General features: G+C 50.7%; 21 protein-coding genes, 1 tRNA gene and 1 pseudogene. 3 read left to right on the forward strand and 20 right to left on the reverse strand.

Features of this window, described 5'->3' with window-relative positions:
* Positions 1-74 precede the first annotated feature (74 nt).
* Positions 75-1,541 carry an NAD(P)H-hydrate dehydratase gene (locus tag C7E00_RS11750; RefSeq protein WP_105304444.1) on the forward strand — a complete coding sequence of 489 codons (1,467 nt, stop codon included), beginning with the start codon at positions 75-77 and terminating at the stop codon, positions 1,539-1,541.
* Here the strand turns inward: C7E00_RS11750 and C7E00_RS11755 are convergent.
* Positions 1,518-2,063, reverse strand: coding sequence for a GNAT family N-acetyltransferase (locus C7E00_RS11755; protein WP_105304445.1), 546 nt, complete (start codon positions 2,061-2,063; stop codon positions 1,518-1,520). The two genes, C7E00_RS11750 and C7E00_RS11755, sit on opposite strands and share 24 nt — an antisense overlap.
* 9 nt (positions 2,064-2,072) lie before the next feature.
* Positions 2,073-2,942, reverse strand: a complete 870-nt coding sequence (locus C7E00_RS11760; RefSeq protein WP_105304446.1) for a phosphodiester glycosidase family protein — start codon at positions 2,940-2,942, stop codon at positions 2,073-2,075.
* A gap of 130 nt (positions 2,943-3,072) precedes the next feature.
* Between C7E00_RS11760 and C7E00_RS11765 the strand changes: the two genes are divergently transcribed.
* On the forward strand, positions 3,073-3,654 hold the full coding sequence (locus C7E00_RS11765) for a hypothetical protein (RefSeq protein ID WP_204378621.1): 582 nt from the start codon (positions 3,073-3,075) through the stop codon (positions 3,652-3,654).
* Between the two features lie 38 nt (positions 3,655-3,692).
* Here the strand turns inward: C7E00_RS11765 and C7E00_RS11770 are convergent.
* Positions 3,693-3,776: transfer RNA gene (locus tag C7E00_RS11770), tRNA-Leu, on the reverse strand.
* A 50-nt stretch (positions 3,777-3,826) separates the two neighbouring features.
* Entirely contained in the window at positions 3,827-4,708 is an 882-nt protein-coding gene (locus C7E00_RS11775) for an ArdC-like ssDNA-binding domain-containing protein (protein WP_105304447.1), read from the reverse strand.
* A 148-nt stretch (positions 4,709-4,856) separates the two neighbouring features.
* Here C7E00_RS11775 and C7E00_RS11780 point away from each other — a divergent pair, with 148 nt between their 5' ends.
* Positions 4,857-5,114, forward strand: coding sequence for a kinase to dihydroxyacetone kinase (locus C7E00_RS11780; RefSeq protein WP_105304448.1), 258 nt, complete (start codon positions 4,857-4,859; stop codon positions 5,112-5,114).
* Positions 5,115-5,474: 360 nt separating this feature from the next.
* On the opposite strand, the gene C7E00_RS11785 is transcribed toward C7E00_RS11780, so the two are convergent.
* The 16 genes and pseudogenes from C7E00_RS11785 to C7E00_RS16245 all read right to left on the reverse strand — a co-directional run bounded on the left by C7E00_RS11785 (position 5,475) and on the right by C7E00_RS16245 (position 25,547).
* Complete coding sequence (locus tag C7E00_RS11785; protein ID WP_105304449.1) at positions 5,475-6,929, reverse strand: C69 family dipeptidase; 1,455 nt, start codon at positions 6,927-6,929, stop codon at positions 5,475-5,477.
* A gap of 43 nt (positions 6,930-6,972) precedes the next feature.
* The gene (locus C7E00_RS11790; RefSeq protein WP_167836579.1) at positions 6,973-7,899 is read right to left on the reverse strand and encodes a CPBP family intramembrane glutamic endopeptidase; all 927 of its coding nucleotides are present in this window, start codon (positions 7,897-7,899) and stop codon (positions 6,973-6,975) included.
* 396 nt (positions 7,900-8,295) lie between these two features.
* Entirely contained in the window at positions 8,296-10,368 is a 2,073-nt protein-coding gene (locus C7E00_RS11795) for an elongation factor G (RefSeq protein WP_105304451.1), read from the reverse strand.
* 4 nt (positions 10,369-10,372) lie between these two features.
* A complete protein-coding gene (locus tag C7E00_RS11800) occupies positions 10,373-11,050 on the reverse strand; it encodes an ankyrin repeat domain-containing protein (RefSeq protein WP_105304452.1) in 678 nt (225 codons plus the stop codon).
* A gap of 299 nt (positions 11,051-11,349) precedes the next feature.
* Entirely contained in the window at positions 11,350-12,213 is an 864-nt protein-coding gene (locus C7E00_RS11805; protein ID WP_105304453.1) for a mechanosensitive ion channel family protein, read from the reverse strand.
* A gap of 8 nt (positions 12,214-12,221) precedes the next feature.
* Positions 12,222-12,917, reverse strand: coding sequence for a M48 family metallopeptidase (locus C7E00_RS11810; RefSeq protein WP_105304454.1), 696 nt, complete (start codon positions 12,915-12,917; stop codon positions 12,222-12,224).
* A 61-nt stretch (positions 12,918-12,978) separates the two neighbouring features.
* A complete protein-coding gene (gene feoB, locus C7E00_RS11815) occupies positions 12,979-15,333 on the reverse strand; it encodes a ferrous iron transport protein B (RefSeq protein WP_105304455.1) in 2,355 nt (784 codons plus the stop codon).
* Between the two features lie 145 nt (positions 15,334-15,478).
* Positions 15,479-18,097, reverse strand: a complete 2,619-nt coding sequence (locus C7E00_RS11820; protein WP_105304456.1) for a glycoside hydrolase family 2 TIM barrel-domain containing protein — start codon at positions 18,095-18,097, stop codon at positions 15,479-15,481.
* Between the two features lie 41 nt (positions 18,098-18,138).
* Positions 18,139-18,336 (reverse strand): hypothetical protein, encoded by a 198-nt coding sequence (locus tag C7E00_RS11825; protein ID WP_105304457.1) that lies wholly within the window; start codon positions 18,334-18,336, stop codon positions 18,139-18,141.
* Between the two features lie 141 nt (positions 18,337-18,477).
* Complete coding sequence (locus C7E00_RS11830) at positions 18,478-19,428, reverse strand: Gfo/Idh/MocA family protein (RefSeq protein WP_105304458.1); 951 nt, start codon at positions 19,426-19,428, stop codon at positions 18,478-18,480.
* A 127-nt stretch (positions 19,429-19,555) separates the two neighbouring features.
* Entirely contained in the window at positions 19,556-20,215 is a 660-nt protein-coding gene (locus C7E00_RS16530) for a nitroreductase family protein (protein WP_105304459.1), read from the reverse strand.
* 160 nt (positions 20,216-20,375) lie between these two features.
* A pseudogene (locus tag C7E00_RS16535) lies at positions 20,376-20,897 on the reverse strand (MBL fold metallo-hydrolase); the annotation flags it as partial.
* On the reverse strand, positions 20,843-21,016 hold the full coding sequence (locus C7E00_RS16240) for a hypothetical protein (RefSeq protein ID WP_167836580.1): 174 nt from the start codon (positions 21,014-21,016) through the stop codon (positions 20,843-20,845). The gene C7E00_RS16240 and the pseudogene C7E00_RS16535, both read right to left, overlap by 55 nt.
* On the reverse strand, positions 21,009-21,353 hold the full coding sequence (locus C7E00_RS11845) for an ArsR/SmtB family transcription factor (protein ID WP_105304461.1): 345 nt from the start codon (positions 21,351-21,353) through the stop codon (positions 21,009-21,011). The genes C7E00_RS16240 and C7E00_RS11845 overlap by 8 nt, the downstream gene beginning before the upstream one ends.
* A gap of 131 nt (positions 21,354-21,484) precedes the next feature.
* Positions 21,485-25,120 (reverse strand): EAL domain-containing protein, encoded by a 3,636-nt coding sequence (locus C7E00_RS11850; protein ID WP_167836581.1) that lies wholly within the window; start codon positions 25,118-25,120, stop codon positions 21,485-21,487.
* Positions 25,065-25,547 carry a hypothetical protein gene (locus tag C7E00_RS16245; RefSeq protein WP_167836582.1) on the reverse strand — a complete coding sequence of 161 codons (483 nt, stop codon included), beginning with the start codon at positions 25,545-25,547 and terminating at the stop codon, positions 25,065-25,067. Before C7E00_RS16245 ends, C7E00_RS11850 begins: the two co-directional genes overlap by 56 nt.
* Positions 25,548-25,661 lie beyond the last annotated feature (114 nt).

Consider the following 25,661-nt stretch of genomic DNA (forward strand, 5'->3'; position numbering starts at 1 on the left):
TTTTCTGAATGTGACTTAGCATCTTGCATGGATGCAATTCAAACTGTTACTATAGAAAAAGAAAAGAGGCTTCCATGATCCAAGACAAGGAAGGCATGATCCGTATCGAGCAAAGCTCAGGCAAGACCCCAGGCAGATTGATGGAGATTGCAGGTAAAGCAGTTTCCGAAGCACTTGGCAAGGTACTCAGAGAAGGTTCCAGCATCCTGATCCTGGCCGGAAACGGAAATAACGGCGGCGACGGAGCTGTCGTCTGCCGTATGCTTGCAGGGCGCTTTTCTGTTCAGATTGCCTATGTCTGCGGAGAACCGAAAACCCGCGAAGCCCGTGCTGCATACCGGAAAGTCGATCCTGCATGCATAGTTTCCGTGAATGATCTTTCAGAAGCACTCCGACATGCAGATGCGATCATCGATGCTGTTTACGGATTCAGTTTCCATGGGCCTCTGGATCCGCAGATGAAAAAGCTCTTCCGGGCTGTCAATAACTCCGGGAAGCCTGTTTACAGCATCGATCTCAACAGCGGCTGCGAAGCGGATACCGGACATTGCGATTCTGATGCAGTCCGTTCAAAGATCACATATGCATTAGACTGCTATAAGCCATTCCATCTGCTGCGCAAGGATCATCAGAAATTCCAACAGTGCGAACTGCTTTCTCTTGGTCTTCCGCATGAAGGTCCCTCGCGCTATCGTGAAATGGATGAAGACCTCTTCTTCGCCAACTTTCCCAAGAAAAGTGAAACTGCCTATAAAGGCTCTCTTGGCAAAGCATTGCTCATCAGCGGATGCTATGGCATGGCCGGGGCAGCCGGTCTGAATATTCTTGGTGCAGAAACCGTCGGCATTCCGTATCTTCATGCCGCAATGCCCGAAGAAATCTATGCACCCCTGGCCTCCAGATTTCTCACTCCGGTCATGCATCCATTCGGACACGAATCCTGGTATGAAGTCCTGGAACCGCTGATTCATCAGGCAACCGCTATAGGCTTCGGCAGCGGAGCTGTCTATATGGATCACAAATCACAGATCCTGGATCTGATCCTGCAGAATAGCAAAGTTCCTGTGGTACTTGATGCAGAGGCACTGCGTCTTCTGCAGCACAATACGTATATTCTCCGCTTTGCCGGTGCGCCGGTGATCCTGACTCCGCATATCGGAGAATTCTCAGCAATTTCAAATCTTCCGGAAGATGCGATCCGGGACAATCGTCTGAAGACTGCTCTCGACTTTGCGTCTGATTATAAAGTCATCGTCGTGCTGAAAGGCCCGAATACGATTGTCGCTTCTCCTTCCGGAGAAGTGTATATTAACCAGACCGGAAACCAGGCGCTTTCCCAGGCAGGTTCCGGCGATGTGCTTACCGGCATGATGACAGCGATGCTGGCAATGACCCGCGATGTCTTCACCGCCGTCTGCATGGCTGTCTGGCTCCATGGCTATCTGGCAGAGCTCGGTACGAAGAATCACTCCATGCAGAACTTCCGCCTGGAAACCTATCCGGAACTGATGGATGAATTATTCCGGAAGCACGGACTCTGAGAGCTGATATTCCATGAGAATCGCGGTCTGCTCTCCGATATCTTCGTAGACTACCTTCCGCTTCTCAGCAATCTGAAATCCCATCTTCTCATACAGACATTCCGCCCGGTCGTTCCCTTCCAGAACGTCCAGGTGTATGGCCTTCTTTTTCTTCTGCTCTGCCAGAAGAATCATTTCCCTCAGCATGAATTCCGAAAGATGCCTGCCGCGGAACTGCGGATGCACTGCAAACAGATGCAGCACCATGACCTCATCTGCCAGCGCATGACTTGGAAAACAGGCATCCAGATACTCCGGATCTTCCCGATCACTCAGCACCATTGCCGAAGCAATTCTTCCTTCTTCTATCAGCAGATACATTTCATGATGCTGAAGATGCTCTGCAAGTCCCTCTCTGGATGGATAGATCCCGATCGTCCAGGAAGGGCCATACTGATCCCTGCTCTGAAATGCGCATACTTCTTCGTAGAACCGGTACAGTTCCTCAAGATCTTCTATTCTGCCTTCTCTGAATTCTGTCATCTCTTCGCCTCAATGGACCAGTCCTTTATCCACGGTCATGCAGGTTGAAGTATTTCCATCCAGCCGGATCGCATTGACTGCTCCGAGTTCTTTCATCAGTTCTGTTTCTGCTTCCCCGCCGCCGAGCTTTCCGGCAATGACCAGAAGCACGGTTCCATCTGCCGTCTCGCCGAATAATGTCACCCAGCTGTCTGCTGATCGGTTCCAGTAAGCAGAATCATTCTTCCCGAGCCATACACGCTTCCCATTTCTCAGCAAGGTATAAGCTCCGCTCAATCCATACTCGGTATTGATCTGATACCCGTAATCCCCGAGATCTTCTTCGTAGGACCAGAATGAATCCGATGCCGGCTTCCATTCCCCGTTTTCCCAGCCATGATAAGCCAGCTTCAGATTGCCGTCGTGACTGAAATAAACCGTGGCATTTCCTTTTCCATATGCAGGGGTCAGCTCCTGGCCTTTCCACTCTGCCCAGCTTCCGTCAATCAGGAGCGCACCGACCGGTCTCCCATATTCTTCACCGCTGTTCTGAAAGAATCCTCCGTTGATTCCTCCGACATGCCAGCACTCTGAACCATGATCATAGAGTTCATCAAGAGATTCCGGAGTCTCTCCTGCATAGTCGAGCTGAATGAAGGTATGATCATCCGGTTTCACCTTCAGCACATGATACGGAACTCCTTCATAGGTTCCTGATACATACTTCACAGAAGGCCTGGTTCCTTTCCGGCAGTAGACATTGATCGCATCCGCTACCGGCCTCTCAAACGATCCGGAGCCATGATCTGAGATTCTGCTCAGTCCATGCGGAAAAGGAATCACCATGAGAGTCAATGTTGCTGCAATCACTGCCAGAATCAGCCATCTCAGTTTCCGCATACGAAAAGTTTATAGAAAACTGCCATTTCTGTACAGAAGCCGTATCCGGGACTACACGCTTCTTTCTGTTCTTCTTGTTATTCTGTTCACATACAGAGATGGCTCTTCTGAGCCGGGAAAGGAAATCATTATGAAGGCATTCAATAATCATTTCGGTATGGTCGTTTCCACGATCATCGCGATCGTCCTGTCTTTCCTGCTGAGCGAATTTGCAATCTCCTGGGATCACATTCCCTGGACCGTGCCCAGAGCAATTCAGAACTGGGGAACCTGCTATCTGATCATCACGCTCACCGGATGGATCTTTCCGTTAACGAAGTGGTCCTTTGCCCTGTGCAGGAAATGGCACATCAAAGAAGGAACTCCTGCCCATGGACTCATCGAGAACCTCGTTGCCACCCTGTTCTTCAATACTTCTGCCACGTTCGTGCTCTCCGCGGTCAACATGTTCGGAAACCCTGATGTCGAAGCAGCCGTTGCAGCAGGAGCTGCACCGAGCGTCGCAAGTCTCTGGTTCCGCAGTGCCTGCGCAGAGTGGCCGATCATGTTTGCAGTTTCCTATGTGATCGCCCTCATCATCACGAAATTTGCAATTGCCGCAGCTTCCAGAGCTGCAAAGATGAACTTCGATAATGAAGTCATGCGTCAGCAGGGACTCGGCGTCAATGCAGCCAACCGGCCAGCTGCCGGAATCCCGCAGGAGCATGAATAGAAAAAACCGGATTCCATCCAGGAAACCCGGTGTCACAGTGCCCCTGGCCGGACTCGAACCGGCACGGTATCGCTACCGGGGGATTTTGAGTCCCCTACGTCTACCAATTCCATCACAAGGGCGTTCAGGCACTGCTTATTTTACCCTGTGAACATCTTGTTTTCAATCTGCTTTATGCTCCGGAAAGAATTCGTTCTGCCTCCTGCATTGCATGCAGGCCAGACGAATCCCGGGGCGTCTGGAAATCCGGATTGATGATCTGATCTAATGCATGAATGATCTTGTGAGACGTATGGCATATGACTTCCATCGACTTCTTCAGTTCAGCAAGCTCCTGATCCTTGCTCCAGCCGGCAATATAGCCGAAGGAATATTCGCTCGGATCGAGATGATAATGCATGCATACTGCACAGGCGATGCTTTCCGCCTGCACTTCCATGGTTCTGCGATCAATGTCCAGGCTCTTCCCGCTATGCAGCATCGCATGCGATATCTCATGAATCACGGTCTTGACGGTCTGCAGCTGGGAAAGCGTATCATCGATCACGATCTCTTTCCGCTCGAGCGAATAATAGCCATTTGCTCTTCCTTCCAGACTCTCATATCTGATCGGAACCGGAGATACCAGTTCCAGGGCTGCCCGGAAGGAATCATAGTCTTCTACTTCTCCATCAATCTTCTCCTGCAAAAAGGAAGGCAGCGGAGCTCCATCCGTCTGGCTGATATCAAATACCGGAATTGCCCGGTATCCCACGATCACCCGTTTTCCGGAAGAACCGTCCTGGGATTCTGACTCCCGCACTTTCGTGATCGGTGCCATGATCCGGATGGATTTTTCTCCTTTCCGCACCCATCTGCCAAAACTGCGGTACCATGCCTGATAGCCGGCAATATAGGTTGCGTCTGGTTTCTGCTGGTAAATCAGAATCGTATTATTCAGAGAATAGCTGTGAAACCTGGACATCGTAGCGAGATAGTTGCGATAAGCATCGCTCTCGAATACGCCCTTCACCCCTGCTTCTACCTGTTCGGCAATCTGTCTGATGCTGTCCATAACAAACCTCCTGCTATTCCATTAGCAGAAGAATCAGAAGATTCCCTTCCTCATTGACGACACTTCGGGCCTTTTGTAAACACCTCATGACTGCAGGATCATTCTTCATGCTATAATCGCGGCAGATAAAGGAGATTAGTTTCTGATTATGGAACAGCTTGAATTCAAATTCGATACCCAGCTTCTGATTGACGGACACGATCTTTCTGAAGATGCGATTCATGACTATATTCTCGAGCACTTCAAGGGAGACTGCCTTCTGGTCGTCGGCGATGATACGCTGATCAAGATTCACTTCCATACCAACGAGCCATGGAAGATCCTGGAATACGGTCAGTCCATCGGTGATATCTATGACGTTGTCGTGGAAAACATGCAGCGTCAGGAAGAAGGCCTCAAGGGCTGAAATCTGAATTCTTCAGCAATGGCATCTGCGTTCTGCAGGTGTCTTTTTCTTTCTGAATATCAGCAGATAACCTAGGAACCATCGTTCAGAATGACCACAGCCCCAGATTCATAAAGAAGCACCTTTCCGCCAAAGACCGCATCAGAAGCTGACAAGCAGCAGAAACACGATCACGAAGAATTCTGCCGTCATGCAGGAAGAAGAAAGCAGAGCGGCCACTTTTCAATTGATACATGTGCTTGTTGCACATGCTGGCGATCCGAAGATGGCAAACCTCATCACTCACTTTTCTGGCAAGCAATCTGTCCGCTTCGGCCTGCATAGAAAAAAACCGTGGTTCATCAGACCACGGGGGAATGATCACTGATCAGATCTGGAATAGCTATTGCGCATGCGGCAGCTGACCAGATACAGTACTTCATTGAGCACCGCATCGGTTTCCTTCTTCGTCATCGCTGCGATCTCGTCGTTTGCTTCGTTCAGAATCTGTTCCGGATGATCAGAAGCTTCTGCAAGCTTCTCATACTTCTGAATCAGGATTCTGCCCTGGATTGCTGTTTTAGCCTGATAGCGCTCGATCGTCTGCACGCAGGCATGATACTGCGAATCTGCCAGTGCGCCGATCAGCCGGCTTGCCCAGTAGAAATTGTCGGTAGATACCGTCTTGGCAGTGTTGCCAAGATATTCCGGAACGGAATCGGTCTGGGTGAAGAATGGAACAAATGCATTGAAGACATTCGATCCGTAGCATACCCATTCAAGAGCCGCTGTTTCTGCCGGATGATCCGGACGGATTTCAGTGCAGGACATGAAGGTTGTCCGGCTGATTCCGATCGGCCGGTACTTGCCCTGCTTTCCATCCAGGTGCTCATACGGATCGTATTCTGTCCCCTGGAAATGGTTGGAAAGCACATACTTCACATCTTCCGGCGTAATCTTATGCTCGGGAACTCTGCACCATGGCAGATCATCGCTCTCCGGTCCGTATGCAGACCAGTCCGCATTCGGGTTGAAGTACTTCTGTCCAATCCAGGCTCTCGGCGTGTTATAGACATGATCGGAATCGGAATGGCTGCCGAAGGATACCCGGGCATTGAACGTCTGGTCCATGGACAGATCCAGATGATTTTCTGCAATGAATTCTCTGAGATCGGAAGAGCAGAGATAATTCTCCTGTTTCCCGAAGGCATCTTCCAGATCGAACGTATCCATGCAGAACTGGTTCGGAAGCACAGCATAGCTGTCGTCCGGGAGCTTTCTGGCAATCCAGTGATGGCCGCCTACCGACTCAAGCCACCATACTTCATCTGCATCATGGAAGGCGATGCCATTGCTTTCATAGGTGCCATACTGCTCCAGCAGGCTTCCTAAGCGAAGCACCCCTTCTCTGGCACTGTGAATATAAGGAAGCACGAGGACGACAATATCTTCTTCGCCGATTCCGCCGGGCACTTCTTCTTTTCCATCCTGGGCAGGAATCAGTCTGACCAGCGGATCTGCCGACAGAACCCGGACATTGCTGGTGATGGTTTCGGTTGCCGTCATGCCGACATTTGCAGCATTGACTCCGGCAGCTGCCCAGATGCCTTCATGTCCGGACACATCCGGCATCGCGGTATAGCGCATCGGGTTCTCCGGAAGTTCCACCTTCACATGAGAAATCACCGACTGGTAATGCCTCGGCTGATCCTCAGGTTTCACGACTTCAAAACGGCATGCAGAAAATTTCCCTGCCGGTGAATCATCATTTCTTGCGATCATTGTCGATCCGTTATAGCTTGCTCTGCGGCCGACAATCAATGTAGTACATGGCATAGATCTTTCACTCTCCTTGTGCCTACATTATATTGCGCTGTGCTCAGAGAATCGAAAAAACCACATTTGCCCCAAACAGAATCACGCAGACAACAATGGAAGGAGTCGTGAACAGGATCTTCCATAGTTTCGCCTCCGTTGCGCCATAGCGGACCATATTCGTATCCACCCGCCTCTGGAACAGGAAAAGACCAGCCAGGATATAGACCAGCACGATAAAGATCGTGACAATCATGATGAATTTCGAAGGAACAACCTGCACCGCCCACAGAACCAGGGCAATCACGAGATGAACCGTGATGCCAGGGCGGATCGAGTGATATCTCAGCGTGATCAGCGACAGATACCACCCTACGAAAAAAGCAGGGAATGCCTGGGCAATATTGACCTGAGCAATGGCATACAGCACAGCCGAGCCAAGCACGCCGAAATACCTGCCGTAATGGCCAAGCTGGCGCTGGATCACGCCGCGGAAGATATACTCGTCGCAGATCGGCTTCACGATCACAAACATCATGAAATACAGGATATTCTCGATGATCGCATCCCGGGTGCTGAAATTGCCGAGGAAGGAATATTCCGCCATATTGGTCGGAAACAGGAAATAAAACAGCGTAGAGACCGAAGTCATGATCAGATCGATGCCGATCCCGATGCATACGAGTGCAAAGATCCGGTCACCGCGCAGATTGGGATCTTTCAGATAATCATGAATATTCAGATGCAGCTTCTGCGCACTTCTGCGAAAAGGCACCATTGTGATGAACAGCATCAGAATCATTGAGACCGCAAGCGAAAAAGCCTGGGGATCCATGCCCATGAAAATAGAAGGATTGAAATTCTGCAGCAGCTCTGTCCCGTAGCTGAGAGCCATAAACAGCAGAATATAAAGCGCCAGGGACTTTCCGAAGAAGCCGATCTGCTTCTTCGCCTGCCGGGTGGTAATGACTTTCGGTGCGTGATCCGCCATGAAGAAAACTCCTTTATTAAACCTGCAGGATGCCTTACCTGCAGAGCTGTTTCTCTTGGAAACGTTTCTATTATACTCTATTCCCCATGCGACTTTAAAATGTACAGAATTGCGCATTGACGGGTTCATCCGGGAATGAGAGTATCCTTTTCCTGCTCAATCAAGGGGATTCCGGAATTTCTTGCCATTGCGGTTCAGATCCGGCTTCTCCTCAGATGATCCTTTCTTTCCTGGATGATCGATCTGAGCAGCATAGTGCACTGCAATCTCTTCTTCCTACGGGATCCTTGCAAAAAAGCAGATACCTGAACGCATGTACTCTTTGCCTGATTCAGAAAAAACGGAATTCTTAAGAAGCCATATGAAAAGCAGGACTGCTCCTGCTTCTCTTTACTGCTATTTCTGATTCTTTGCTTTCTGAGCCGCGATGACTTTTTCAGCTACTTCTTTCGGAGCTGCCTGGTAGCGGTCAAACTCGAGCGTGTATGTTCCGCGTCCCTGTGTCATTGAACGCAGCTCATTGGCATATGTCAGCATTTCTGCCATCGGCACTTCTGCCGAGATGACCTGATCGCCGTCTTCATTCATCTGCATATCCAGGATCAGACCTCTGCGCTTCGTGAAGTCGCCCATCAGCGTGCCGGTATATTCTTCTGGTGCGATCGTCGTGACTTTGCAGATCGGTTCCAGCAGAACCGGATCTGCCTTCGGCATCGCCGCATTGTAAGCAAGCCTTGCGGCTTCTTTGAAAGCCACTTCCTTGGAATCTACCGGATGATACGATCCATCATAGAGCGTCGCCTTGACACCGACAACCTTGAAGCCAGCCAGCGGACCATGCTGCATGCAGTCTCTGAGTCCCTGCTCGGTCGGAGGGAAGTACTGCTTCGGAACAGCACCGCCGAATACTTCTTCTGCAAATACCATTTCCTCGCTGTCGCACGGTTCGAAGCGGACCCATACATCGCCATACTGGCCAGCACCGCCATTCTGCTTCTTGTACTTGCCCTGGGCTTCGGCTTTGCCGCGGATCGTTTCCCGATACTGAACGGTAGGAACTGAGGTCGTAACATCAACCTTATACTTGGACTTCAGCTTGGAAAGGATCAGATCGATATGCTGATCACCCATGCCATAAAGCACCTGTTCATGCGTCTCCGCATTCTTGTCCAGGCGGATCGTATGATCTTCCTCGCACATGTTGCGGATGCCGACGGACATCTTGTCTTCGTCTGCCTTGGTCTTCGGCCAGATTGCATAGCCAAGCATCGGCTTCGGGAAGTCGATCGGCGGATAATGCACCACCTTCGACAGCGTGCACAGCGTATCGTTCGTCTGCGTCTGCGAGAGCTTGACGACGCAGCCGATATCGCCGGTAAACAGCTTGCCGACACCCAGCTGATACTTGCCGTTGACGACATAAACCTGAGCTACTTTCTCAGTGATGTCTTTCTGCGCATTGCAGACCTGAGAATCAGAATTCAGAACACCGCTCATCACTTTCAGATAAGAGATCTTTCCGACAAACGGATCGATGATCGTCTTGAATACGAATGCAGAAAGTGCTTCATTCTCATTCGTCTCCATGTCAATCGTCTCACCCTTTGCATTGAGGGCATGCACATGTCCCTTCTCGGCATAGCTCGGGAAGTATTCCGTGATCAGATCAAGCAGACGCTCAATTCCGGTCTGAAGCTCAGCACTGCCGCAGTAGACCGGCCGGATATCACCGGATCTCACGCCGATTCTAAGGCCTTTGGCAAGCTCATGCTGGTCGAACTCTTCTCCGGAGAAGAACTTCTCCATGAGTTCATCATCCGTCATCGCAATGGCCTCTGCCAGTTCCTGATAGTATTCCTCGACTTTGTCTTTCAGTTCATCCGGAACTTCCTGGGCAACATCGCGCTTGTCATAGTACCATGCTTTCTTGCGAAGAATATTGACAGACCCGATGACCTTGCGGTCCTTGATGATCGGAAGCTCGAACAGAATGACGGACTTGCCGAACTTCTCACGCAGCTCATCCACGGTCTTCGAGAAATCCGCATTGTCATCATCCAGCTTGTTCACGAAGAAGATCGTAGGCAGCTTGCGGCGGAGCACTGCATTCTTCCATGCCCGCTCTGTGCCAGCCTCTACGCCGTCTTTCGCACTGACGACAATCAGCGCATTGTCGCCAACGGTGAGCCCGGTAACTTCTTCTCCTTCATAGTCCATGTAGCCTGGCGTATCGATGAAGTTGATCTTCTTGTCTTTCCACTCGACCGGTGCCAGATGGCAATAGCACGAAGTACCGCGCTTGCCTTCTTCCGGATCGAAGTTCAGAACTGTTGTTCCGTCATTATTTTTTCCATAGCGGTCAATTGCCTTCGTGAAATAGAGACAAGCCTCGATCACAGAACTCTTGCCGGCCCCGGAATGGCCCAGCACTGTGACATTGCGTACCGCCGAAGCAAGATAGTCTTTCATCTCTTCACTCCTCCGCCTTCAGAAGACCTTTCAGGTCCGCAAGGCATTCCTTGCGCACGTAATGAATCGGAAGATTTCCGTCATAGTCTTTCTGATTCTTATCTGCACCTTTGCTCAGCAGGTACTTCACCAGCTCCGGATAGCCGATGTACGCAGCCCGCATCAGCGCCGTGCAGCCGCGGTTGTCACCTGCATTGATATCTGCGCCGGCATCGATCAGCGCACTGATGACATCCTGTTTGTATGCATTCACTGCTTCCATCAGAGCAGTTCTTCCCTGTTCATCTCTTGCATTGACATCGGCACCCTTGCCGATCAGATAGTTCACGACATCTGCTTCGCCAAGCAGAGCTGCCCGCATCAGAGAAGTACGTCCTTTATTATCATGGGCATTGACATCAGCACCGGCATGTTCCAGCATCTTGCAGATATCAAGATGGCCTTTCTTTGCGGCCCCCATCAATGCAGTCTTGTTATTCTTGTCCCTGGCTCTCGCATCGGCACCATTATCAATGAGGAACCGGACAATATCCGTATAGCCGCGCTTTGCACTGCGCATCAGTGCCGTGCGTCCATCACCATTGGTGACATTGACATTCGCGCCTTTGGAAACCATGGCGCAGACTTTCTCAAAGTCTCCTCTGGCTGCTGCGTCGAAGAATTCCTGATTCACCTGATCCATATTGAATTACCTCCTCTTTTCTGGATTCGAACGGATCCGATAAAAAAGATGGACCTGCTCAGTCCATCTCAAAAATGATCAGATTACGCACCACAACCCCATCGGTTTCTGCAACTCCATGAGCATTTTCCTGTGCATGAAAATAAGCTCCAGCTTCCATAGGGATCATGATAAGTTCACTCCGTTCTGATAAGAATACTTCTACCCTTATACTAACAGAAGAAACTTTTTCTTCAACCGGTTCTTTATGGAAACTGAGGAAGAATTTTACAAACTATGGAAAAGGGATGAAAGTGCTTTCATCCCTTCAGAATCGTTCTGGTCGGATACGGTATCACGATCTGATTCTCATCAAATTTTTTCAGAATCTCCTTACGGATATTGCTGGCCAGCCAGTATGCTTTGCCAGAATCCATGGCTGCGACCCGGAAGCTCAGTTCGATGCCGCTGTCCTGGAATTCGGTAACTGCTACCTTTACCGCAGGAACACCATCTTCATGATCTTTTTCCGTTCTCTGATCGATGAAGTCCGGTTCCTTCAGTGCAATTTCATTGATCAGCCTGCATGCCAGATCAATATCAGTTCCATAGGCAACCGAGACGGTGATCAGGGGTGTGATGACTTCACTGCCATTGCGCTTGTCTTCGACAACCGCACTGTTCATGGTACTGTTCGGAATCAGGACTCTCGTATTGTCATACGTCAGAAGAACCACATGGCGCATGGTGACTTCCGCAACTGTTCCGGTAATTGACTGCGAGGGAATCGAAACCACATCGCCGATCTGGAATGGCTGCACGATCGCAATCACTGCTCCTGCCACGAAGTTTCCGAACGTTTCCTGTGCAGCTAAGCCGGAAATGACCGCGATGATTGAAGTCGCACCAAGGGCTGTCTTTCCGATGAAGGCCAGCGGCTTGATCATGCTGAGAGTGATGAACGCAGCGATGGTATAGATCACCACCCGCATCACATTGATTCCGAATGAAAGGCTTGTCGTCGCCGCTTTGCCGCGGATTTTTTCCGTCTTTTTCATTCCCCGGTATATGAGCTTGACAAGAAATACCGCAAACGCCCAGCTCACCGCAGAACTGATCAGAAAGTTCAGAAAACCGGATTCAAAGATCGTTGAGCCGAATTCAGCAATTGATGTTTCGTTCATATAAGCCTCTATTTCAGCAGTGCGCTGTATGCCTGATACGCAGGCATGTAATGTTCCACGATCGCATAGAATCGCTTCGAGTGATCCCGTATCAGAAAATGAACATATTCATGAAGGAGGACATACTCCAGTGCTTCTTCGGGATAATGGATCAGTCTGGTGCTCAGAGTGATCCTGCCTTCCGCAGGGTAGCATACCCCCCACCGGCTCGTCATGAAACGATAGCGGATTTCCGGAACCGGAAGGCCATTGGCCATGCAGATCAGAGAATCCCATTGCCCTCTCAGTCCCTGCACTCTGCGTTCAAGTTCCTGATTGGCAGCAGCCCGGAATGCTTTCGTGATCCGCTCATCCGTCTCTTCTCTTAGAACAAAGGTGATGAGTTCGCCATCCACGCTGCACGAGTCTTGTTTTCCTTCCAGATAGCGGGCATACTTCTTCTCGCCCATCCACCAGATCACCGGACCCTCTGTGCCTTCCCGGTTGATGAACTCCGTACGCTGCTGGCTCAGCTGAGTCTTCAGCACCCAGGTTTCCCGTGACCAGATGAATCTGCGGATCTCCTCATCCGTGACCCAGCTTCCGCAGGATACTGCAAGGCTGCCATCCGGATTCACCCGGAGATACATATTCCGGATCCTTTTTGTTGTAACGATTACCGGGGTTTCCATCCCTCCGATCAGAATACTGAATGTTCTCTTCATGGATGGGATTCATTATAGCGCAAACCAGCCGGATCATCCGGCAAGGAGATCCCTGATTCCGTCACAGTGACAGCAGTGTTCCTCCTGCATAGGTCACCCAGGCAAAGAGCCAGGCAACCAGGCACTGGAAGACGACGATGCCAAACGCCCACTTGCCGCCAAGTTCTCTTCTGACTGCAGCGATTGCCGCAATGCATGGCGTATACAGCAGGCAGAAGACCAGCAGAGATATGCAGGAAAGCGGAGTGAGGATCTGCATCAGTTCAGCAGTATTGCCGATCAGAACCTGCAGCGTTGCAACTACGGATTCCTTCGCCATGAAGCCGGTGATCAGAGCCGTTGAGATCCGCCAGTCTCCGAAGCCCAGCGGCTTGAAGATCGGAGCGATGAAGCCAGCAGCTGAAGCAAGCATGCTTGCGCTGGAATCCGTCACGAGGTTGAAGTGAAGATCGAACGAACGGAGGAACCAGACGACAATCGTTGCCGCGAAGATGACCGTGAATGCTCTCTGCAGGAAGTCTTCTGCTTTCTCCCAGAGCAGCTGGCCGACATTCTTCGGGCTCGGCATGCGGTAGTTCGGAAGCTCCATCACAAACGGGACTGCTTCTCCGCGGAAGGCAGTCTTCTTCATGATGACTGCAGTCAGAATGCCGATCAGGATGCCGATGACATAAAGCAGAATCATCACCAGCCAGCCCGTATGCGGAAAAAAGACATTCGTGAAATACGTATAGATCGTAATCTTCGTCGAGCAGCTCATGAACGGCGTCAGAAGAATTGTCATCTTCCGGTCTCGGTCAGAAGGAAGCGTGCGGGAACTCATGACAGCCGGAACCGTGCATCCGAAGCCTACCAGCATCGGAACGATACTGCGGCCGGAGAGACCGATCTTTCTCAGAGGCTTATCCATGACGAAGGCAATGCGGGCCATATAGCCGCTGTCTTCAAGAATGGAAAGAAAGAAGAACAGAACGACGATGATCGGAATGAAGGCAAGCACTGCCCCGACACCATTGAAGATGCCGTCGATGATCAGCGAATGCAGAGCCGGATTCACCTGGGCTGCAGTCAATGCCTGATCTGTGACTGAGGTCAGTGCACTCACTCCTGCCGCAACCAGATTCTGAAGGGCAAGACCGATTACGTTGAAGGTCAGATAGAACACCAGTCCCATGATCACGATGAAGGCAGGAATTGCGGTATACCTTCCGGTCAGGATGCGGTCGATCTTCTCACTGCGCTGGTGCTCCTTGGATTCCCGCGGTTTCACTACCGTCTTTGCACAGAGCTTCCGGATGAAGGAAAAGCGCATATCTGCGATGGCAGCACTGCGGTCAAGACCGCGTTCTTCTTCCATCTGCTTCACGATGTGCTCCACCATCTCTTTTTCGTTCTCTTCCAGCTGCAGGGCATCGATGACCAAATGATCGCCCTCAATCAGCTTGGAAGCCGCAAAGCGCAGCGGAATGCCTGCCCTAGCAGCATGGTCTTCAATCAGATCCATGATGCCATGCATTGCCCGGTGAACGGCTCCGTGATGATCGTTCACATCACAGAAATCCTGGACCAGAGGTTTTTCCTGGTACTTTGCAATATGCACTGCATGGCGCACAAGTTCTTCGATGCCTTCGTTCTTTGCAGCAGAGATCGGAACTACCGGAACGCCAAGCAGGCGCTCCATCTCGTTGATGCGGATCGAGCCGCCATTTCCGCGCATCTCATCCATCATATTCACCGCCACTACTACCGGCACATCAAGCTCCAGCAGCTGCATGGTCAGATAAAGATTGCGTTCAATCGCAGTCGCATCCACGATATTGATAATTGCTTTCGGCTTCTCATTCAGAATGAACTGCCGGGAAACGATCTCTTCGCTCGTATACGGGGACAGGGAATAGATCCCCGGAAGATCAGTGACTTCCGTATTCGGATAGCCACGAATGACACCGCTCTTGCGGTCCACTGTGACACCAGGAAAATTGCCTACATGCTGATTGGAACCAGTCAGCTGATTGAACAAAGTCGTCTTGCCTGAATTCTGATTTCCGGCCAGCGCAAACGTCAGCTTCTCTCCTTCCGGAAGCGGATGCTCATTAGCACGGTCATGATATTTCCCGCCTTCGCCAAGACCCGGATGATCAATCGGTTCGAGCTGCTCAACCCTAGGACAAGGCGTCTCATCGATATCCTTGACCGGAAGCACTTCAATCTTCTCTGCATCAGCCAGCCGCAGGGTCAGCTCATAGCTGTCGATGCGAAGCTCCATCGGATCACCCATCGGAGCAAGTTTCTTCATCGTCACGGTATTTCCCGGAATGACCCCCATATCCAGAAAATGCTGGCGCAGTTCGCCTTCTCCGCCGACTTTCGTGATGACCGCAGATTCTCCGGCTTTCAGATCTCGCAATGTTGTCATAGTTTCCCCTTCTTAGCTAAGACTAACTTTATTAGCCTTGAGTACTATAGCTCCCGGGATGAACATCTGTCAATAACAGGCCGGAATGCACTTGCCGGATATGGTTCATCCTCCAGGAAAGCATCAGAAAAGCAACCCTCTCTCTTCAGAAAGGTTCCTGCTTTGCGGATACCGCCTTCAGCTCTATCGTATCCGATTCCAGTCCCTCCCCTTCGGCAGAAAGAGTCAGTGTTCCGCTCTTTGTTCCGGACTGAATGATGATCAGTGCTTTTCCCGAAAAGGTGCTCCTGGCCGCATGCGTCTCATCAGTGCCCTGATAAGAAGAAAGATCCGTCGGATCACCATTGTCCGCTCCGGCAATGATCCCGTTCCCATTCAGCGTGAAGGAAAGCTGCCTGGCTGCTCCGTATACCGGATTGCCATCCGCGTCCTGGATCTCTGCGGTCACAAACGCAAGATCCTTTCCATCCGCAGTCAGTACGCTCTCCTCTGAGGTAAGCACGATCTTTGCAGGTTCACCCGACGTCACCACACGGCTGCGTCCGACTGTATCCGTGATCACATTGCCATCTTCATCATAAGCCTTTGCCGAAAGCTCTCCGGAACGATACCAGATCTTCCAGGTCAGATACAGACTCCCTTTATACGTCTGATACGTATATCCATCATCCGTCGTCTGTTTCGTGAAATACTTTCTGCCTAATGACTTTCCATTGCAGAACAGCTCCACGCTTGCTGCATTGCTGTATACAGCAACCGTCACTCTGCCAAGCCAGTCTTTCTTAAGATCTTCCCGATTCCAGTCAGGAAGAATATGCAGCGTGGTCACAGAATCATTCCACTGACTCTGATAGAAGTAATAAGAATCTTTCTCAAATCCTGCCGTATCGATAACCCCGAAATAAGAAGACTTCGGCCTGGGTCCCTGACCAGTCACCGACCCTGCTCCAAGCCCGTTCCATGGTTCCGGTTCTCCGAGGTAATCCCAGCCGGTCCAGATGAATTCCCCAGCCAGATAATCTCGTTCAATCACATTCTTCCAGGCTTCTTCCGCTGTGCTGCCCCATTCCACATGGGCATGGTCATACGCACTGACCTGAAGATTCTTCTCATCAATTCCCTTGCTGGAATACCAGCCTCTTGTATTCAGCGCACTTGCGGTCTCAGACCCATAGAAACACCAGTCCGGATAAGCTTCATGCATGTCGTCATAGACCTCTGCAGTCGCATAGTTCAGGCCGACCGCACCCTTTGCATCTATGATCTCCTGGTCTATCGCATTCTGCGTCGCATTGTCTTTTCCGGCCATGTTGTCGCCGATGGTCACAACCGCCGAAGGATCTTCATCCCGGATCCAGGAAATGATCTCTGATGCATACTTCGGGTATTCTGAAGGATCTCCGCCGATATTGCCAAGCAGTTCATTTCCGATCGAATACATGATCACGGCAGGATTATTGCGTGATTCCCGGACCATCTTCCGAGCCACATATTCCGCCCAGGTCTCTTCTGCATAGGCCCCTTCAATCTCATTGTCTGATCCCACCGTTTCTGTAAACCAGCTGCTGCCGTCATAGGTATTTCCGTTCTTCGGATAGAGGTAGGTATCAAACCCTTCTTCAAGCAGAAGAAAGCCCTTTTCTGCACAGAGCTCCCGGAGAATTCTGCCTGCTGGATTATGAGCAGATCGGATGGCATTGACTCCCATTTCTTTCAGCTTATTCAGCTGCCGTTCTACAGCAGCTTCATAGCAGGCAGTGCCAAGTGCCCCGTAATCCTGATGCAGGCATACGCCCTTCAGCTTCATCGCTTCTCCATTCAGAGAAAACCCATGATCCGGATCCCATTCTGCATAGCGGAATCCGAACGGGATCGAAACTTCATCTTCATAGGAAGAATTGATTGTGATCTTCCAGGTATACTGTTCCGGATCTGATACTGACCAGAGATCCGGATCACTGATCGCAATGGTCTGAACAAGTTCTGCCTGTCCCCGGGCAGGAATCGTCACCTGTGAAGAAACCGCTTCTCCATAGACCGCCCCTTCCGGATCTGCCATCACGCTCATAACTGAAGCAGACTGCTCTGTATCTGTTTCATTCTGAAGCACGATGGAAGCAGACACCTCGGTATTCCCTGTTTCTTTCAGGGCATCCGGATCATATGAGATCACAGTTCCTTCTTCGTCAATCCGGACAGGATCCGTCACTTTCAGCCATACATCGCGATAAATGCCGCTGCCGGTATACCATCGGCTATTCGGCTGCTGATTTTCCACTCTGACTGCCAGCACATTCTCGGTCTTTCCATCCACAGCCAGGTATGCTGTGAGATCAAAGGAGAAGGAAGTGTATCCATCCGGATGCTCCCCGAGCTTATGACCATTGAGATATACTTCAGCACGCTGATAAGCGCCATCAAAGATCACGGAAATCCGTTTCCCTGAAAGAGATTCCGGCAGAATGAACTTCTTCCGGTACCAGCCCGTGCCGCCTGGAAGAAAGCCGCTCTCCGCTTCGCAGTCTTCAGAATAATCCATCGAGATCGACCAGTCATGCGGAAGCGACAATTCCTCCCATCCGGAATCATCCAGCTGAATATCCTCTCCGCCTGCCTGTTCTCCATACGCAAACAGCCAGTCTCCATCGATGCATGTAAGACGCGAAGAAAGATCCAATACCTTGCTTTCTTCTTCCGCAGATACCGGAACAATCCCTGATACCGCCAACAGAATCATCACCAGTACACAAAAAACACGTTTCATGGGTTCATCTTAACATGCGGAAAGAAACGGATCCATCTTCCTCATAAATTGAGAGGGAATGCTCTGCTGTGGAGGATCGCAGTCATCATTTTCGCTGCTTCCTGCAGAACCTCCTCACGGCCCATGCCTTTTTCCTTGCATACCCGGATGAAATCCCACATTCCTCCGCAAAGAAAAGCAGCCATCAGATTGCAGCATCCCCGGATGGGATCATCTTCCGGATTATTCTTTTTCTGCATGCGTTCCATCTCTTCAGAGATCCCACGGATTTCGTCCTGGAAGATATCATCCAGAAGCTCGTACTTATCGCCTCCCGCAGAAGTATGATCGATTTCACCGGAAATTGCCTGATACAGATTTCAGAAAAAACTAAATTCAGATCATTCCGGGAAAGATGCACGGATGCGGTCCAGGATTCTGGCGCAGGCAATCGAATCATCCAGAGACATCTGATCACTGCCGGATGCTTTCTCTGCAATCAGCCGATCGAAGTGACGGATTTCTCCGCTGAAGTCATCTCCTTCATAGGGAATGGATTCTTCCCATGTGCCTTTCGCTGTATTCAGGCGGATATGATCCGGCCGATGCATCGGGAAGACCTCAAGAATCCCGGAAGTTCCCGTAAATACCGCCTGAGAAGGAATGCTCTGATCGAAGGCGACGATCAGCTGACCATCGATCCCGTTTCCTTCCATTCTGGAATTGACATACATTTCTGATGGACCACGACGAATTTCAGTCCTGATGATCCGAAGATCATTTCCCAGATACTTCTGAAGCCAGCTCACCCCATAGCAGCCAATATCAAGAAGACATCCTCCGCCCTGTTCTGGGTTCGTGATATAGCTCGTTCCGTATCTCTCCTTCGCCAGTACGAAGCCATTCCGCACGAGAATGGACTTCAGTTCTCCGATCGCACCGGAGTCCAGCAGCCAAACCGCCCTGTGAAATGCAGGTGTGAAACGGTTCTTCATCGCTTCCATGAAAAGCATATGGGACTCTTCAGAAACTGATCTGATCTCATTCATCTCTGCTTCGTTCAATGCGGCTGGCTTCTCGCAGAGCACTGCCTTTCCATGACGCATTGCCTTGCATGCCCATTCTGCATGCATGAAATTCGGCAGGGAAAGATACACTGCTTCAACCTCAGGATCTTCTATCAGTTCTTCATGCGACAGATAAACTTTCTGACATGGGTGTTCCTTGGCAAATGCTTCCATCTTCCTGATGCTGCGTCCGCTGATCGCATAGAGTTCATCGCCTTCCCTGCTGAGGGAGTCTGCAAACCGATGAGCAATCTTTCCTGCTCCGATGATTCCGTATCTGACCATAAAAAAGAACTTCCTTCCTGATTATCATCATACTAGATGGAGATTCTGAATAAAATCATGAATCGGCTCATCTTTTCTGCAGTATTTCATGCATGCAGATGCCTTCCGGAGACGTGGCCGGCAAGATTTACTCCCAGACCGAATGGTCTTTTCCGGAACCAGCTTTAAAATGATACTTGACGATGCCGAGATCTGTTTTCGTATAGAAGCCAAGTCCTGCTTTTGCATGAACATGGTCGCCATGCCGCTCCAGATAGTACTTCTGCTGATTGATCGCAATCGGCGCTAAGAGAGCCGCCTTGATGCCATTCAGGTACCAGTCCGGATCGCCCTCTTTCCAATCGCTGATGTCTGTGAGCTTCTTCTGCTTATGCGCAGTTCCCTGGGTCTTTCCATAACCCAGTGCAATGACCATATACCGCTTTTCTCCGGTTCTGATGTCGCCCTCTGCCTTGCCTTTCCGGTAAGTCATCGCAACCCAGCAGGAATTGATACCAAGCTGCTGTGCCTTCAGAACAAGTCTTTCTCCATAGTACCCGATCTCCTCGTCTTTGCCGCTCGGGCCCGCCAGCACGAAGTAATTCCGGCAGCCGCTGAAGCTTCCGTAATGAGGCTTGCCTGCGTCAAACGCTTCCGGTTCATCGGTGACCAGCTGAATATGCAGCCCGCTTTCCAGATTGAGCTGTTCTGTTTCCTGCTTCAGTTCTTTTACTGCCTCTTCTGCCAGGGGCTGATCCGTAAATGCTCTGACCGCATGTCTTGTTTCCATTGCCTGCTTGAGATCCATAGTCTATTTCCTCCTGCTCCAGGATAAATGTCTTCTGCGACTGTTCTGTATCGTGTGTCATCAGCACTGCATCACAATGCGGATCCAGTGCGTAGTCTCTTAATTTCTTCAGAGTTTCTGCTTCTTCTTTCCGATTCCACTCTGCTCCCGGCAGCACCTGTCTTTCAGAAGAAGCCCGCCCGTAGCCTGCATCTCCGGCAATCAGCACATAATGATCCGGCTTGCCGATCCGGAAGGCTGTCATGCCAGCGGAATGTCCATGCATCGGAATTGTGGTCAGCGTTCCATCCTGAAAAAAGTCATATTCCTGATCCGGGAAGGTCTCCATACGCACATTCTTCCATAACCGCTTCAGATACCTCGGATTCCGCTTCTGCGCCGCCTTCCATTCTGCCTGGCTGCACATGACATGTCCTGCATTGCGCACCTCATCGATCCCGCCGGCATGATCAATATCCAGATGCGCCAGCGGACAGTAATCCAGGTCATCCGTACTGAATCCATACAAAGCCAGCTGATCGATGATTCCTTCGCCATCCGGCAGTAATCCCGATGATGCAAAGTAATTGAAGAAGCCTTCATAAGCCCTTGCATCTTGACGGATGGCATTGTCCCAGCCCGTGTCGATCAGAATCTTTCCCTGCAGATGTTCATCAGATAAGCTCTCACCGGCACCGAACACTGATGTGTCTTTCCGCGGAACAGACCCGTGAAAGCAAGCGGATTGCGGGAACGATCTGAAAACGGCAATGCCTCATCAACTATCGTGCTTCCGCACGCAAGCACATAAACCTTAATCATTACCGCTCCGATCCGGCAGCTCGCTCATGATCTGCTGTGCATGTTTCAGCATGCCGATGAGCTGATTCATCGCTTCTGCATCCGCGTCAGAATAGTAGTAATTATTCGTTCCTTCTCTGCGCACCCGGATGATGCCCGCATCTTTCAGTATCTGAAGATGATGCGAGACTGCCGGCCGCGAGAGAGAAGTCTTCGCAGCGATGTCATTGACCCGCATGCCGCTTTCCATCATCACCAGGATCAGATGCTGCCGCATCTCATCGCCCAATACTGTCAGAAGCTCCGCTGACTTTCTGATCTCTTCAGAGAGTTTCCTGATCTCGCCCGGAGCTGTCATAGATTCACCTCATCTGTTTAAGTACATGGGCCCATTATGCCATGTTCTTTTTCCGATCATTCAACGGGAAAGAAAATCGAGATGAATGAAAAAGCCTTCCAGCAGGTATCCGGAAGGCTGATTCAGGATTCTCAATTCCGGGAAGTATTCTCCGGTTTTGCGATCACTGCTCTTAGACTCGAATACATCGTCGTTTCCACGGTCGCATTGAAGCGGGCCTTCTGTCCCTGTCTGGTACGGATGCCCGCAAAGCAGACCGTGATCTTCCTGCGCACTGTATCTGCAGAATCCGGATTGATCAGCTGAGACAGAATCATGAAACTGCCATTTCCGGAACGAAGCAGCACATTGTTTCTGCCGCAGGTTTCTGCCAGATTCTCTCCCGCAGTCCTGAGCAGTGCTTCTGTTTCTTCCGGTCCGAACTTCTTCTTCAGTTCAGAGAGATTTTCAATCTTCACCAAGATCATCGCAAAATCGATGCCGCGTTTCTGACTTGCCTCGATATACCTGGAAATCGATGGCTTTTCCTGAGAACCGCTGGCAGCAGAATTCAGAAGTCCGTGCTTCTTCTCTTCTTCTGTCAGATCGATGAACCACCCGGTGAGGCCGCTGATCTCTCCATCCTGGACAATCGGTCCCTTGGTGCAGGCAATCTCATGTTCTTCCCCCTGCACGATGCAGGTGCCTGGCACGTCATGAACGCTGACCCCATCACGGATCACCCGGATCTCATCATTCCGGTACGGATCCGGATCGGTATGCCAGCCGAGATCCTCATCTGTCTTGCCAAGCACTTCATCCACGCTCTTCATGCCATAGAAATTCAGAAATGCCTGATTGACGCCGAGGAACCTCCGGTCGCGGTCTTTCCAGAACGTTCCGACCGGCAGCAGCTTCAGCAGGCTGTTCAGAATGGAATCCGTTGCAATCGGAAGTGTGCGCTCCGCAGATTGTGTTTCTGCACGCAGAGAAGAAGCTTCTTCGGCAGTGATCGCCTTCGGCATTCCGGAGCTTACTGGTGCCATCATCAATGCAGAAAGAATGATCTGATGTCCTGGTGCGAGGACCGGAATCTGGAACGCATAAGACTCTCCGATTCCATTCCGGGTTTCCCCATGGAAGTCCAGAATCCGGCACGGATTTCTCCCATCGGAAAGATCAGCCTCAACATTCTCCCAGAGATAATAGTTTTCAAACCTCTGCCTGTCTTCCATGGATACATTAGCTTCTGCATATGCCCTGACTGCATCAGAGAGGTTTCCTTCCTGAGTGATATTATTCAGATTTCCTCCGGTCTGATGGATCGTCTTCACCCTGCCGCTTTCATAATCAAGCAGATCAATCCGATCAAACATGGCGACAATCGATCTCAGCGCCTTATCCTGTTCTTCCTGCCTGCCTGAATTTGCAAAACCGCTGAGGTTCAGCGAAGCCACCAGAACCGTCATCGCACCTGATTCCTGATTGACTGCCACCAGCCGAAGCCGATGCGTGCAGTATTCGCCATTGATGACCGTATCGAACTTCACCGGCTTTCCGCTTCTTCTGGCAAGATCTGCCGCCCGCCGATACTGATCGCCGATACCAGCATAATTCTGATTCAGCAATTCTTCAGCCGTGCCAGCATCTCCAGCTTCCAGGGAATGGAGATAATCATTGAACGAACGGTTGCAGGCAAGACACTTGATGTGATCCGTTCTGATCTCAAACAGGCCTCTCGGAATCGCATAATACCAGCCATCTCCTTCGGAGGCAGACTCCTCTCCGGACAGCAGATTGATTCTTCCGGCAACACTTCCGTATCTTGCTTCTTCCATAGTTTCCATAGAAAACCCCTTCTGCAGGAATTCTTCCAGCGGAACTGGTCTGGAATAATAGTATCCCTGAACCATCTCGCAGCCGACCTCCTTCAGAAAGGCGATATGCTCGGCAGTCTCCGCGCCTTCGCACAGCGTCTCGATGCCAAGCCTCTTTGCCATATCAATCGTCGAAGTGATAATCGTCTCTGCCCGTTTCCGGAGCTTTTCATCCGACAGGGAGCGCAGAAACTTCATATCAATCTTCAGCACATCGAAGTCTACTTCCTTCAGGACATTCATCGAAGAATAGCCGCTGCCGAAGTCATCCATCCAGATCCGGTATCCTGCTCTGCGGAACTTCTGAAGCGATTCCTTCATCGCGTCATAGGACTCCGCAAACGCCGACTCCGTCACTTCAATTTCAAGATCTGCAGCCGTCAGTCCGTGTTTCTTCACGATTTCATCCACACCCTGAAAAATATCGCAGAGCTGGAAATCAAACCGGGACAGATTGATCGAAACCGGCACCGTCCGGGCCCCTTTCTTCTTCAGATTCTCAATATCTCTGCATGCACACTCGCAGATATGCAGATCCAGCAGGTGGATGATTCTCGCATTCTCCAGCACATCAATGAATGTTTCCGGAAGCAGAACCGAATAATCCTCTCCGCGCCAGCGGCAAAGTGCCTCTGCTCCGCACAGCTTGCCCGTCAGCAGGCGGATCTGCGGCTGGTAATAAGCCACAAGCTTCCCCTCCCTGATCGCATCCGGAAGCGTATCAATAATCTTCTTGCGGGCAAGCATCCGCTGAATCTCCGAACGATCATACCAGCAGAAGACCTGATCATTCCGATCACGCAGCGATGTTTCCGAGAGATGAGCATTATCAATTGCCGTCAGAATCTCCATGCCAGGTTCCACCCGGCAGATTCCTGCTTTCAGCTCCAGGACGAACTGATTCTGATAATGAGAAACCTCCCGGTGAAGCCGCATAATCGAGGACTCCAGATCCTCTGCCTGATCTGTCATCACCGCAAAATGATCTGCAGTAATCCGGCAGATCAGTGCCTTCGGCCACTGATACCTCAGCAGCCTGGCAAGATACAGAATCAGTCCATCGCCGGCATCTCTCCCGCACGTCGTGTTGAAGAGCTTGAAATGCTCGATATTGAAATATATGACATGATACTTCTTCGGAGGCTCTTTCTTCAGAAGAGTTTCCCCCATTCTTCCGAACGCATCTCTGGTCAGAAGCTTCGTCAGACCGTCATGTTCCTCTTCGGTCCAGCTCTCGGTCTGCGCAATACGCTCCAGGGAATCGCGATTATCTCTCCATTCCTTGCCTGACAGAAGATAATACTGGCGCTTGTCTTCATACATCCCCGTCTCTGCTCTCCGCACAAGATCGTTGAGATCCGGATTTTCTTTTCCAGCCATCGCGTATCCGGCAGACACATGATAGGAATCTTCTTCGGCAAGCTTCTTCATCTGCTCCGTTCTTCTGATCACTTCTTCTTCCGGAAGATCGATTGCAAACGCTATGAATTCATCTCCCCCGATCCGGAAGGTCAGCTCATCCCCGAACTCTTCGCGGACTGCTGCAGCGATGCTCTTGAGCATCTGGTCGCCGGCATCATGCCCTTTCTGCTCATTGATCTCATGAAGCCCATCGGCATCCGCATAGACACAGGCAAGCTTTTCCTGATACTGCCCTGGCAGCACTCCTAAAGCCTTCTGATAAGAATACCTGCTCTTCAGTCCGGTCAGAAGATCCATGTCTCCGACCAGAAACAGTTCTTTCTCATAAAGCATCTTTCTTGCAAATGACCTGCTCAGATACGCACTGGAAAAAAAGCTGCACACAGAGAACAGGATGGAGTTCAGAATATCGGTGCGCACCATATCTGAATGATCAAACCGGACTGCCATCAGAATGAAGAATGCCAGATTGATGCCGATGCACTTCATGGTTCTGGAAGGACGATCCGGAAAAAAACAGAGGAGCCGACAGCACGACCGCCCCGAATGACACCGCCGGATCATCCGGACTGTAAGCCGTTCCAAGCAGCGTACCAGTCACCAGCAGAGCCGTCAGCAGCACATAGCAGGCCAGGAACACCTGCTTCAGCTTTCCGGCAGAAAGTTTCTGAGCATACACATGCACAAGCAGGGAAACAGCCAGAAGGATGCTGACGGCTATTCTCGAATCACGCAGGACGGAGTTCTGTTCAAAAAACGAGATGATCAGCAGAGCCGCAGCATAGAAAACAGAAATCTGAGAAACCATCACAAGATTCTTCTGATTTTCTGCTGCTATTTCATTTTCCAGCTGCGAAAGCTGCCTTTCAGTCCATTTCAGCCCAAGAAAACCATCTGACTTCTTATTCTTTCCCATCTGCATCCCCTCGGAAGAGATGTTCCATTGCGAACATGAAACTCTCATCTCTCTGAGTCCATCATATCATTATATGAATGAAAAAGGCTCTTCTCCCGCAGATGGAAGAAAAGC

The sequence above is a fragment of the Anaerolactibacter massiliensis genome, from assembly GCF_900290205.1.
GTDB lineage: Bacteria > Bacillota_I > Bacilli_A > Erysipelotrichales > Erysipelotrichaceae > Bulleidia > Bulleidia intestinalis.

Excerpts from the sequence above, each read along its gene's own strand:
- C7E00_RS11775 (WP_105304447.1), bottom strand. The coding sequence starts at position 4,708 with ATGGACAGCATCAGACAGATTGCCGAACAGGTAGAAGCAGGGGTGAAG.
- C7E00_RS16530 (WP_105304459.1), bottom strand. The coding sequence starts at position 20,215 with ATGGATCTCAAGCAGGCAATGGAAACAAGACATGCGGTCAGAGCATTT.
- C7E00_RS16240 (WP_167836580.1), bottom strand. The coding sequence starts at position 21,016 with ATGATTAAGGTTTATGTGCTTGCGTGCGGAAGCACGATAGTTGATGAG.
- C7E00_RS11825 (WP_105304457.1), bottom strand. The coding sequence starts at position 18,336 with ATGCAGAAAAAGAATAATCCGGAAGATGATCCCATCCGGGGATGCTGC.
- C7E00_RS11800 (WP_105304452.1), bottom strand. The coding sequence starts at position 11,050 with ATGGATCAGGTGAATCAGGAATTCTTCGACGCAGCAGCCAGAGGAGAC.
- C7E00_RS16245 (WP_167836582.1), bottom strand. The coding sequence starts at position 25,547 with ATGGGAAAGAATAAGAAGTCAGATGGTTTTCTTGGGCTGAAATGGACT.
- C7E00_RS11820 (WP_105304456.1), bottom strand. The coding sequence starts at position 18,097 with ATGAAACGTGTTTTTTGTGTACTGGTGATGATTCTGTTGGCGGTATCA.
- C7E00_RS11850 (WP_167836581.1), bottom strand. The coding sequence starts at position 25,120 with ATGAAGTGCATCGGCATCAATCTGGCATTCTTCATTCTGATGGCAGTC.
- C7E00_RS11795 (WP_105304451.1), bottom strand. The coding sequence starts at position 10,368 with ATGAAAGACTATCTTGCTTCGGCGGTACGCAATGTCACAGTGCTGGGC.
- feoB (WP_105304455.1), bottom strand. The coding sequence starts at position 15,333 with ATGACAACATTGCGAGATCTGAAAGCCGGAGAATCTGCGGTCATCACG.
- C7E00_RS11755 (WP_105304445.1), bottom strand. The coding sequence starts at position 2,063 with ATGACAGAATTCAGAGAAGGCAGAATAGAAGATCTTGAGGAACTGTAC.
- C7E00_RS11805 (WP_105304453.1), bottom strand. The coding sequence starts at position 12,213 with ATGAACGAAACATCAATTGCTGAATTCGGCTCAACGATCTTTGAATCC.
- C7E00_RS11830 (WP_105304458.1), bottom strand. The coding sequence starts at position 19,428 with ATGGTCAGATACGGAATCATCGGAGCAGGAAAGATTGCTCATCGGTTT.
- C7E00_RS11765 (WP_204378621.1), top strand. The coding sequence starts at position 3,073 with ATGAAGGCATTCAATAATCATTTCGGTATGGTCGTTTCCACGATCATC.
- C7E00_RS11760 (WP_105304446.1), bottom strand. The coding sequence starts at position 2,942 with ATGCGGAAACTGAGATGGCTGATTCTGGCAGTGATTGCAGCAACATTG.
- C7E00_RS11845 (WP_105304461.1), bottom strand. The coding sequence starts at position 21,353 with ATGACAGCTCCGGGCGAGATCAGGAAACTCTCTGAAGAGATCAGAAAG.
- C7E00_RS11810 (WP_105304454.1), bottom strand. The coding sequence starts at position 12,917 with ATGAAGAGAACATTCAGTATTCTGATCGGAGGGATGGAAACCCCGGTA.
- C7E00_RS11790 (WP_167836579.1), bottom strand. The coding sequence starts at position 7,899 with ATGGCGGATCACGCACCGAAAGTCATTACCACCCGGCAGGCGAAGAAG.
- C7E00_RS11750 (WP_105304444.1), top strand. The coding sequence starts at position 75 with ATGATCCAAGACAAGGAAGGCATGATCCGTATCGAGCAAAGCTCAGGC.
- C7E00_RS11780 (WP_105304448.1), top strand. The coding sequence starts at position 4,857 with ATGGAACAGCTTGAATTCAAATTCGATACCCAGCTTCTGATTGACGGA.
- C7E00_RS11785 (WP_105304449.1), bottom strand. The coding sequence starts at position 6,929 with ATGCCATGTACTACATTGATTGTCGGCCGCAGAGCAAGCTATAACGGA.